This window comes from Marivita sp. (assembly GCF_965656765.1).
Lineage (GTDB): Bacteria > Pseudomonadota > Alphaproteobacteria > Rhodobacterales > Rhodobacteraceae > Marivita.
In genome coordinates, this window is the sequence record NZ_CBFHLV010000083.1 from 1 (window position 1) to 10,479 (window position 10,479).

The window sequence follows — 10,479 nt, forward strand, 5'->3', positions numbered from 1 at the left end:
GACGTCTGATCTGCGATTCAGAGGCTTCTTTGATTTGTGGGGAGTTTCTCGATGGGAGCTACAAGCGAGTTTCTGGCAAGGGTTCCGCGCCGGACAGATGGGAAGCGTAATTGGCCTCGGGAGCTGAAGGCTCGGATTGTGGCTGAGACGTTGATTGAGGGCGAGACAGTCAACACGGTCGCGAAGCGATATGAGTTGATCCCCAGCACAGTGTCTGATTGGCGTCGGATGGCACGGCAGGGCAAGCTGGTCCTGCCAAACCTGGATGGCATGGATTTTGTGCCCGTTGAGATCAAAGCGCCTGCGCCTTTAGCCCAGCCTCTGCCTGTCGCTTCCGCCAGCACGATTGATGTGATCAGAGGCAACGTCATTGTTCGTCTTGATGCGGCAACGCCTGCACCCCGGGTCGCCGAGATCGCGCGGGCTGTGGGGACGTGATCACGCCATCCCACAAGGTCCGGATTTTCGTGGCCACTGATCCGGTCGACTTCCGCAAAGGCCATGACGGGCTGGCCGCTCTGGTGCAGGGTCATTTGCGACAGAAGCCCTTTGATGGGTCTGTATATGTGTTCCGCGCCAAGCGCGCAGATCGGCTGAAGCTGATCTACTGGGACGGCAGTGGGCTGGTGATGGCGTATAAGCGACTGGAGGATAACACCTTCGAATGGCCCGCGATCAAGAACGGGGTGATGCGTTTGGAACCGGCACAGTTTGAGGCGCTGTTTGCGGGTTTGGATTGGCGGCGCGTGCAGCCCCTGGAGGTCGCAGCACCTTCTGCGGCGGAGTGACTCACGGGACCCTTTGCAGGGGTTATTCTGCCCCTGTTTTGTTATGGGATCAGGCATGATCGCACCTGATGAATTGCCCGACGACATTGCTGAGTTGAAGGCGATCATCCGTGCGCAGCAGGATCAGAATGCCCGGCTCGAAGTTCTGGTTGCCGCCTTCAAGAAGGCGCTCTTCGGGAGCAAATCCGAGAAGATCGATCCAGGCCAATACGAGCTGGAACTCGAAGACATCGAGACGGCCATCGCGCAGGTGGAAGCCGAGATTGATGCTGATCCGCGCACCGCGCCCGTGCGACCGCCAAAGCCGCGTCAGACCAACCGGGGGTCACTGCCCAAGCATCTGGAGCGGGTGGAAGTGGTCATTGAACCCGAGCTCTCCTGCGCCTGCGGAGCCGAGCGCCATGTCATCGGCGAAGATGTCAGCGAACGGCTGGACATCATCCCCGCGCAGTTCCGGGTGATTGTCACGTGTCGTCCCAAATACGCGTGCCGATCCTGCGAAGGCGGGATCGCCCAAGCCCCGGCGCCAGCCCACATCATCGCAGGCGGTATGCCAACCGAGGCCACTTTGGACCATGTGCTGGTCTCCAAATACGCGGATCATCTGCCTCTATATCGACAGGCCCAGATTTACAGCCGCCAAGGGATCGATTTGGATCGTTCGACCCTGGCCGCATGGGTGGGCAAGTCGGCCTTCGAATTGACCCCTGTCTATGATGCCCTGATGGCTGATCTGAAGCGCTCCACCAAGCTCTTCATGGACGAAACACCCGCGCCGGTTCTGGCCCCAGGGCGCAAAAGCACCAAAACAGGATACTTCTGGGCGCTGGCCCGTAATGACAGGCCATGGAACGGCGATGATCCACCTGGAGTGGCGTTTACTTACGCGCCGGGACGATCTGGCCAGCATGCGGACACTATTTTGCAGGGCTTCAGCGGCATCCTGCAGGTTGACGGCTATGCTGGCTATAATCGCTTGCTTAAACGTCCGACCCAGGATGTGACATTGGCATATTGCTGGGCGCACGCTCGCCGCAAACTGCACGACGTCACTCAGTCAAGCACGGCCCCGATTGCGCAGGAAGGTCTGGCCCAAATCCAGGCGCTCTATCGCATCGAAAAAGACCTGCGCGGCCTGAGCGCAGACGAGCGCCATGACGCTCGACAGGATCGCTCAAAACCCCTCATAGACGCCTTCGAACTCTGGCTCACCCAGAACCGCGCCCGTGTCTCGGCAAAATCGCCAACCGGAGATGCCCTGAAATACATCGCCAAATACTGGGACGGGCTGATCCGGTTCCTCGACGACGGTCGCATCGAACTGGATTCCAACCCCGTCGAGCGCACAATCCGTCCAATCGCCCTAAACCGCAAAAATGCGCTCTTCGCAGGCCATGATGCCGGCGCGCAAAACTGGGCCGTCATCGCGTCTCTGATCGAAACGTGCAAACTCAACGGGATTGAACCCCATGGCTATCTGTCCGGCGTCCTGACCGCCATCGCAGCCGGGCACAAACAAACCGATATTAACCTGTTGCTGCCCTGGAACTACGCCAATCACGTGCGAACGGCGCACCGCTTACGGTAATCTTGTAAGATGCGGGACTGAATTACCGCATGCAAAATCAAACGCTCTCAACCTAGGGGATGCTTGCGCGTTTAAAATGACGGCCTGATCGTCGTTAATCAGCCCGAGTCCAGACATCCACAAACAAGTTGCCAATACCGGTCAGATTAATCCGTCTTTTTTGGCAATTGCCACTGCTTCTGCGATATCTTGCACTTGGAATTTGCGACACAAAGTCATCACGGTGAAATTGAGAGTTGGCTGTTTAAGCCCGAGTTCAAGTGCCACTTCTTCGATGGATTCGCCACCGTTCAGATGTTGCAGAAGCAGAACCTCGCGGGACGTCAGGCGCGTCTCAGGATCGGGCATCGGTTGATCCAATAGGGCAATCGCTTTGCTATCCTGCAAATCCATCTTTTGACCCGTTGCCATAGCGCGAATGGCTTTCTCAAAGTTCCGCGCGGGCAGTTTCTTGGGAACAAACCCGACTGCACCCATCTGTAAGGCATCTTGAACGACGTGATGTGGCAGGTTGCCAGACATCAATGCGACCTGCGCACCCTTGCCCTCAGACAGAGCACGTTGCACCCCGTTGAGACCATCCATTCCTGGCATATGGTAATCTAAAAGGATCAGATCGAATGGATCAGAACTGGCAACTTCGGTAAGTGCACTTTCGAGATCGTGCGCCAGTGCGACTTGTATCTGAGCGCGCGAAAGGATTGCGTTGAACATCTCACGCAACATTTCCTGATCATCGGCGATTAAGGCACGCATAGCTTACTCTTTCGCATTGGCGTCTGAGATTAGGGCAAACTCTGCGTACTCGACAAGCAGTTGCCGGTCGATCGGCTTCGATAAAACACTCGAAAACAACGTGCCAGAGTGCCCAACTTCACCAGCGAGCGCGGTTACCAGAATAGACGGCAGGCTTGGCGCGAGCGTCTTAACGGCTTCAGTCAATTCAGCGCCTGTCATGCTTGGCATGTTGAAATCCGTAACAAGCAGGTCCCATATGTCTGCATCACTGCGCACAGCATCAAGAACGTCCGCCGGATCAGTCGTCGCGGCGACCTCGGCGCCGGCCGCTTCGAGATAGGCCGTGATCACGTCAAGTACTTCGGGCTGGTCATCGACAACAAGGATCATCCGCCCATCGAGGCGGCCTGTCGTTTCAACCGTAGTAAGACGCGGAGCAGCAGCCTGCTCGAACGCATCAACGGGCCAATATACTTCGAACTTCGTTCCTTTCCCCAATTGCGTCGTGAGGTTCAAGGCACCGCCGTTGTCCTCAATCACAGAAGACACAACAGCAAGACCAAGACCGGTTCCCATATTGCCCTTCGTGCTGAAATAAGGAGTCAAAATCCGTGATGCGACGTCTGGCGGCATTCCAGGGCCGGTATCTTCGACGACCAGACATGCATACCGCAGATCAGGATTGATACGGCCAAACGTCATGGCTTCGCTTGGCGCATAATGTTGAGGCGATGTAAGGCGGATTGAAATTACGCCCGCGGTATTGCCAAGTGCATCACGCGCGTTGATTGCAAGATTGAGCAAGAGCTGAAGCACATCCGTTGGGTCGGCATCTGCCTCAACCGGATGTTCCGGCACTGTAACCGACAATCGGGCTGGCGCACGAAGGCTCGATTGTACAAGGTCGGCTGCCTCTTGGACGGGACGGCGCAAGTCTAAATTGATCCGAGACGATTGACGCGCCCCCAAGGTCAACAAACGTTTCACCAGTCCTGCAGCTTGATCGGAGGCAGAGAGAATGCGTGCCGCGCCTGTTGCGGTCTTCCCGCCATCTTCTGCCTCTTCAACGATCAGCGATGCACCACCCGAGATAATGGCCAAAAGGTTGTTGAAGTCATGGGCCAACCCAGCCGCCATCTGCCCGATCATTTCGCGGCGTTGCGCAAGTTGAAGTTCATTGAGCAGTCGCTCGCGCTCTGCTCGTTCGCGTCTGCGCGCAGAAATATCACGTGTGATGCACAGCAATCCACCATCGGCGTTTACCGTCAAAGAGACATCCTGCTCGACTGGACTACCGTCTTTGGCAAGACCAACAACCTCTCCAGACCAGCCACCATTTTGCGCCAGTGCTGGCATGGCGTTGGCTTCCATCCAGGAAACCTCGTCCGAGGCATAAAGCTTGGACCACTTTTGGCCGAGCAGATCTTGCTCATCTGTATAGCCAAACATTTCAAGATGAACGCGGTTTGAGTAGACAAAGCGACCTTCGACATCAGTGATGGCGATTCCATCAAGACTGGCTTCCATGGCGGCGGCGCGGTCTGCGATAGCCCGTTGCTCCGCCTTTTTGAGGTCCGTGATGTCGACGCGCAATTCGACACGCCCGCCATCGGGCATCGCTTTTTCGAACACGCGCAGCCATGATCCGTCAGAAAGCTGTTGTTCGAATTCGCGGTCTGGTTGGGAGTGCTGAACAAATTGTTCTGCCAGCCAGTCCTCTTCTCTTCCGATTGCTTCGGGATATTGACCTACCTTCAACCCGAAGCGGATGATGCTTTCAAAGGTCGCCCCTACGACGATTGCAGATGCCGACAACTCGTAAATCTCGCGGTAGCGGCTGTTGCAGATCACCAGGCGATCATCTGCATCGTATAGGACAAAACCGTCCTGCAAAGCTTCCACTGCTTTTTCAAGGTTAGCGCGCGCCAGGGCGGCTTCGCCCGCAGCGTGCCGCAGTGATTCCGCCTGTTTGCGTTGCTCAGTTACGTCAACCTCAACCGCAAGAAATCCTTCCACTTCGCCATCGGGGTCTTTGAGCGGCTGGATATCAATCGAAAGCCAGTACTCTCGACCGTATCTGGACCGATTGAGCACTTCGACCTGCACAGGTTCGCCTTGATCTAACGCTCTGCGCATCTTGGCGACCGTCGCCGGATCAGTGTCCGGGCTTTGCAGCAAACGGCCAGGGTTCTTTCCCTTAACGTCTTCAAGAGTCCAACCGGTATTCTGTTCGAAGGCCGCATTGACCCATTCGATGCGGCGTTTTGCGTCTGTCACGACAACAAGGTTCGTGGTGCGACGTGCGATTTCCGACAAGCGTTCAATTTCGGCCGCCTTTTCACGCGCCTCGGTGATATCGCGAAGGGCGAGGACATATCCCTGATCGCCAATTGCCGATGCCGTCAGCTGCCACCAACCAGAAAAGAAATCCTCAGGTGGCGCTTCAAATGTGTGGCGGACCACCGTTGTTCCACCGTCAAGCATTCGCAACTTCGTCCTCAGGGTCTGCGCGAGCTCAGCAGGCAGTTTCTCTTCGAGAGTATGGTTTAAGAACTTTGCAAAGATTTTGTCAGTGACTTCAATAGTGCCAGAGTGCCAGGATACAAAACGTCCTTCGCGATCCAATTCGACGATCAAGTCCGGCATGGCGGACAATACAGCTTCAAGCCGTGCTCGCTGAGATAAGGCTGACGCATGGGCGGACACCAGTCGTTCCTCTGCATCACGGCGCGCTAGAACAGACACGATCACCTTAGCGACCGACCGAATCAAATGTACTTCCCCGGGCAGGAAATTCCGCATTGCGCGCACTGCATCAAAACCGACAAAGCCCCGGAAGGCACCGTCTTCAACCAAAGGAACGGCAAGAAGAGACTTGATGCCCTGCTCCAACAGCAGGTCTTTCTCCGGTGCCTCCTTTGGAAGGGCAGCCACGTCAGGGATCAAGACCTCGGCTCCCGCATCGAACAGCTCACGCCAATGGTCGATCATCTCTACAGGAATGTCCTGAAGCATGTCGCGACAAGAAACGGTATTTGGCGCGCACCATTCGTGCGTGTTGTCGATAAACGCTCCATCAGGTCTCAGGCGGAACACATAGGTTCTGTCAGTAGCGGTCAGCTCGCCCATCTGTGCCAGCGCCGTGTCAATCGCTTGATCGGTTTGCTTAAGTGACGCGCCAAGCAGTGCATCCAAAATACCCACGACCTGACCCTGCATTTCTGTCAGGCGGGAAAACGCTTTGTGAACGGCTTCGAGGGGGGCATCAAGAATGGCCTCTGACCGTTCAAGTGGTCTGCCTTCAAGCAGACCAAGCAACAGAGCATTACGGCGCGCTTCGCGCAGAGCCAAAAGCGCTTGAGCAGCAAGCCTCGAGACCTGTTCCAAGGTCCTCAAATCACCAGACGAATACCGCCCTTCGATTTTGCAGCCCAACAAAAGCGCCCCGGCTTTTTCGTCGGGCAATACAAGAGGAACGATCATTGTGGACGCTAGTTCGTCCGCTCCACCAGGCCAAGCATAGTCATCAATCAGATTTGTCAGCTTTGCGATCCGGCGTGATCTACGGATCATCGAAGCTGGCAAAGGCAAAGCTTTTCCTTGGTGTTGCTTGTCTGCACAGGCTGCAATGACGGTGTGATCTCCTTTTTCTTGTATGAAAAAGCAATCTCGCCCGCCAATTTCGCGTTTCAGGACATCAAGGAGGGATTGCATGGCCTCATCTGCGCCGGTTTTACCGGTTAGCGCCTTGAGCGCTTCCGACAGGATCGACCTTTCCTTAAGCGCAACCGCTTCGCGCAATCGAACCGCTTCTGTATCAGCAAGTGCTGAGCGCACAGCTTCGGCGTCAGCCATAAGGCGGCGATTCATCTCGAATATTTCGCGCTTCTTCGCCTCGAGCATCGCTTCGGCCTCGAGGCGAGCCCGTTTTTCGCGCTCGTAAAGGCTTTGAGATATCATCAGTTCATCAGAGTCACTGGTCATGTGGCAGGTCCACATAACAGATCCGTTTTACTCTTCTCAGAGCGCAACACGATTCTCGAGCCGACATGATGCAACCTTCATAAGAAGGTGTGTCTGCAAATTTGATGCCATGCGCTTTCCCTCAAAGCTCGGCTGATTGCACATTTGTTTCATCAACGATCACCAGTGCCGAAAACTGTGCACGAGATCATTAGGTTTCCGTGGTTTGCACCCCCACCTGACGGCACGCCTTGCTCGCCAAAAGTAAAGACACCAAGCCAAGGCGTATCACCAAAATGGTCCTTGATACCGGCCGAAACTTCATCCATGCGATCCTGCACGGCAAGCATACATCCCCCGCAATAGACGACCAAAGCTCCCTTGATTTCATCACCAGCCGCTTCTTTCGTCTGAGCCGCAACGCGCCCTGCGCGCGCGACCAAACTGTCCGCTGTCCCTTGCATCTGCCAAAGCTGGTCGCCGTGCGAAACGGCCGCAAATAGCTCAATGGACCCATCGGAATTTGCAACGGCTGGATGTGTCAAAAGGTGGAATGGCACACCCGCAACCTGTCGCGTCACCCGGCCCAGAGGCCAGAGCGTGGCTTCAGCCAGAATAGATCGCGCCTCGCCCTCCGCGACAGAGACAGCGCCCGAGCTCCATTGACTCAGAACCTGGGATGCGGGGCGTCCATCTATTTCATAAAGACGGCGCCCCTCAACGCGCGTCACCGTGCCGTTGGTGCCAGTCGGAGCGTAGCCACTTTGATAGACAGATGCGATTTGCACGGATGGAAACAACACTGTGACGACCAGACCATCCGAATGAACTGCACCCGGACCAAATTGCGCCCATTTTCCGGATACGTCATTATCCGCGGAACTTCCTCCGACGATCAAGGTTTCGGCACCGACTACGGCCCGTAGTCCGGCAATAACTTGCTCCTCGCGACCCGGTGCAACAGTCAACCAAACCATCTCGGGGATTTCACCAGGACGGTCCGCATGAGACAAAGCCTGTAGCGCAGCCTCTTGCGCGGCTGCTTCGGCATCATCTCCCAAATCGATGGAAGTGGTGCCATAGCTTCCAGCGGCATCCCAAATCGCGAACGCGCCCAATCCCGCGCCTCCGATATCAACACCTGAGCCGCCCATGACGCCCAGGCAGGACGAGCCACCATGCAACGCACCTGCTCCAAACATTGATACGGCGTTGGCTCGAAGCGTTTCTGCCTCAAGACCAACTCCGAAATGGAGTGCAAGAAAATCGGGAACGCCACGATCATCGATCTCAAGCTGAGCTGAGATCTCGGCCAACCCGGCGGACACCTCTCCAGTTGTCGATTGAGCCGCTTTAATAATCATAGTCACCACCTTTGCCAGTCGAGACTATACGAATATTCACTGCGCTCTGTAAGACAAAAGCACACGACGCATATCGAATGCTACCTTGGACCGTTTCGAAACTAATGGCGCTCCCGTGAGTGGTGATAAACGTTCTGCCACCTTGGCCGGTCCGAGGTTGAACGCCTACGGCAAGATTTCAGCGGACCCAGGTACAAATGACGTACCCTTCGCTTTGAAAGCGCTTTACCGCCGCAAGACCTTGGTAATCAAACCTCGCAACCAACTCTGGGCCTGGTCATCGTTGTGACGATCTGGCCAGATAAGGCGAACGATTTGGCGGGGCTGCGCGAGTTGTATAGGCAGTATCGTGGCACCTTGATTTGCGACGTGTTGCTTGGCGAGCTGTTCGGGGATCACCGCGACTACGGGATGTTGGTCGATCAGGGGCGCGATTGCGCCGAAATGGCCAAGGCGTAGGCGCACCGAGCGATCCAGTCCTGCCTGACCCAGAAGGCGATCGATGTCCGTTGCAAAACTTGCATCTGGGCGGGAGACCACCAGGCGACAGGCGCGGAGGTCTTCCAGTTTGCGTGGAGGGTCCTTCAGTCCGCGACCGGAGACAAAGACATAGCGGTCTTCGAACAGATCTAGCGCGTGTAGACCTGGGCCTTGCACCTCGATGATGCCGATTGCGCAGTCCAATTTGCCTGTGGAGAATGCAGTTGGAAGATCACGCGGCGATGTGGGCACATTGACCAATTCGACGAAAGGGGCCTCACGCCAGAGGTGTTGAAGCAAGATCGGTACAAAGACCGCCTCACCCAGACCGGAGAGCGACAGGCGAAAGGTTTTTTCGCTTCTTTTCGGGTCAAAGCTCCGTCGTGCCTCAACGCTGTCGAGAAGCCCACTCATGTGATGGCGCACGTCCGGCAGTATGGCCTCTGCATACGGTGTCGGAACCATACCAGCGCCGGTGCGCAGAAATAATGGATCGCCCAAAGCGATGCGCAATCGTTTCAACGCACTGCTGGTGGCCGGCTGACTCATGCTCATTAACGCCGCCGCCTTCGACACTGAGCCTGTATCGGCCAATGTCACAAGGATGCGCAGAAGGTTCAGGTCAAGCGTGCGGACGTTTATTTGATTCATGAATTCTATTCATTCGATCTATAGTCTCGTATTTATAGTGTGCCCTCTATAGCTTTCGCAATACACGCGACCCAAAGGACATCCGGGGAGGGGAAAGCCATGGAAGTCTCATTTGCAAAGGAAATCGAAAAGCTGAAGTTGGGACAAGGCGACACGTTCGAAGGAGAAGGTATCCTTGCTGTCACCAAGGCTCTTCTTCAATCTGGTGTGTCTTATGTCGGTGGCTATCAGGGCGCGCCCATCTCTCATCTGATAGATGTTATGGTGCAAGCGGCCCCAGAGATGGCGGAATTAGGCGTACATGTGGAACCATGTACCAACGAATCCTCGGCCGCAGCGATGCTGGGCGCCTCGGTTATGTACCCGGTGCGCGGGGCTGTGGCGTGGAAGTCCATTGTCGGCACGAATGTTGCGGCAGACGCCCTGTCCAACCTTGCCTCTCCTGGTGTCATGGGGGGGGCGCTGATCGTGTTGGGCGAGGACTATGGCGAAGGCTCAAGCGTCATCCAGGAGCGCTCACACGCCTATGCGATGAAATCCACGCTTTGGCTTATGGACCCGCGTCCCAACCTGCCAAGCATCGTGAACTTGGTGGAAAAATCGTTTGAGCTATCGGAGGCCTCCAACACACCGGTCATGATGGAATTGCGCATTCGCGCCTGCCATCTGCAGGGCTCCTTCGAGGCCAAGGACAACGTGGCCCCCAAGGTGTCAATCAAGCGGCCCCTCGCGGAACCTGCCCCGCATGAATACGAACGTTTGGCCCACCCACCCGTCACCTTTGGTCATGAGCGCAAAAAGTCGAGCGAACGGCTGGCTGCGGCGCGCGCCTTTATCGCAGAGCACAAGCTGAACGAGGTGTTCGAGGGGGCTGACAATGATGTCGGGCTGATCGTTCAAGGCGGGT

Annotated in this window: 7 protein-coding genes and 1 pseudogene; 4 read left to right on the forward strand and 4 right to left on the reverse strand. The window is 56.1% G+C overall.

The window, feature by feature from the left end; all coding sequences use genetic code 11:
* Positions 1-51 precede the first annotated feature (51 nt).
* The 3 genes from ACTG4M_RS15870 to tnpC are packed head-to-tail and all read left to right on the forward strand — an operon-like array spanning position 52 to position 2,376.
* The gene (locus ACTG4M_RS15870) at positions 52-438 is read left to right on the forward strand and encodes a transposase (protein ID WP_439124638.1); all 387 of its coding nucleotides are present in this window, start codon (positions 52-54) and stop codon (positions 436-438) included.
* The gene (gene tnpB / locus ACTG4M_RS15875) at positions 435-788 is read left to right on the forward strand and encodes an IS66 family insertion sequence element accessory protein TnpB (RefSeq protein WP_439124639.1); all 354 of its coding nucleotides are present in this window, start codon (positions 435-437) and stop codon (positions 786-788) included. Before ACTG4M_RS15870 ends, tnpB begins: the two co-directional genes overlap by 4 nt.
* A gap of 55 nt (positions 789-843) precedes the next feature.
* Complete coding sequence (gene tnpC, locus ACTG4M_RS15880) at positions 844-2,376, forward strand: IS66 family transposase (RefSeq protein ID WP_439124640.1); 1,533 nt, start codon at positions 844-846, stop codon at positions 2,374-2,376.
* 141 nt (positions 2,377-2,517) lie between these two features.
* Here tnpC and ACTG4M_RS15885 read toward each other — a convergent pair whose 3' ends face one another.
* The 4 genes from ACTG4M_RS15885 to ACTG4M_RS15900 form a co-directional block, all read right to left on the reverse strand.
* Positions 2,518-3,132, reverse strand: coding sequence for a response regulator (locus tag ACTG4M_RS15885; protein ID WP_439124641.1), 615 nt, complete (start codon positions 3,130-3,132; stop codon positions 2,518-2,520).
* Between the two features lie 3 nt (positions 3,133-3,135).
* Complete coding sequence (locus ACTG4M_RS15890) at positions 3,136-7,098, reverse strand: PAS domain S-box protein (protein ID WP_439124642.1); 3,963 nt, start codon at positions 7,096-7,098, stop codon at positions 3,136-3,138.
* A gap of 152 nt (positions 7,099-7,250) precedes the next feature.
* Entirely contained in the window at positions 7,251-8,441 is a 1,191-nt protein-coding gene (locus ACTG4M_RS15895) for an FIST signal transduction protein (protein WP_439124643.1), read from the reverse strand.
* A 225-nt stretch (positions 8,442-8,666) separates the two neighbouring features.
* Positions 8,667-9,572 (reverse strand): LysR family transcriptional regulator, encoded by a 906-nt coding sequence (locus tag ACTG4M_RS15900; protein WP_439124644.1) that lies wholly within the window; start codon positions 9,570-9,572, stop codon positions 8,667-8,669.
* 99 nt (positions 9,573-9,671) lie between these two features.
* On the opposite strand from ACTG4M_RS15900, the pseudogene ACTG4M_RS15905 reads away from it, so the two are divergent.
* Positions 9,672-10,479 (forward strand): annotated as a pseudogene (locus ACTG4M_RS15905) (indolepyruvate ferredoxin oxidoreductase); the annotation flags it as partial.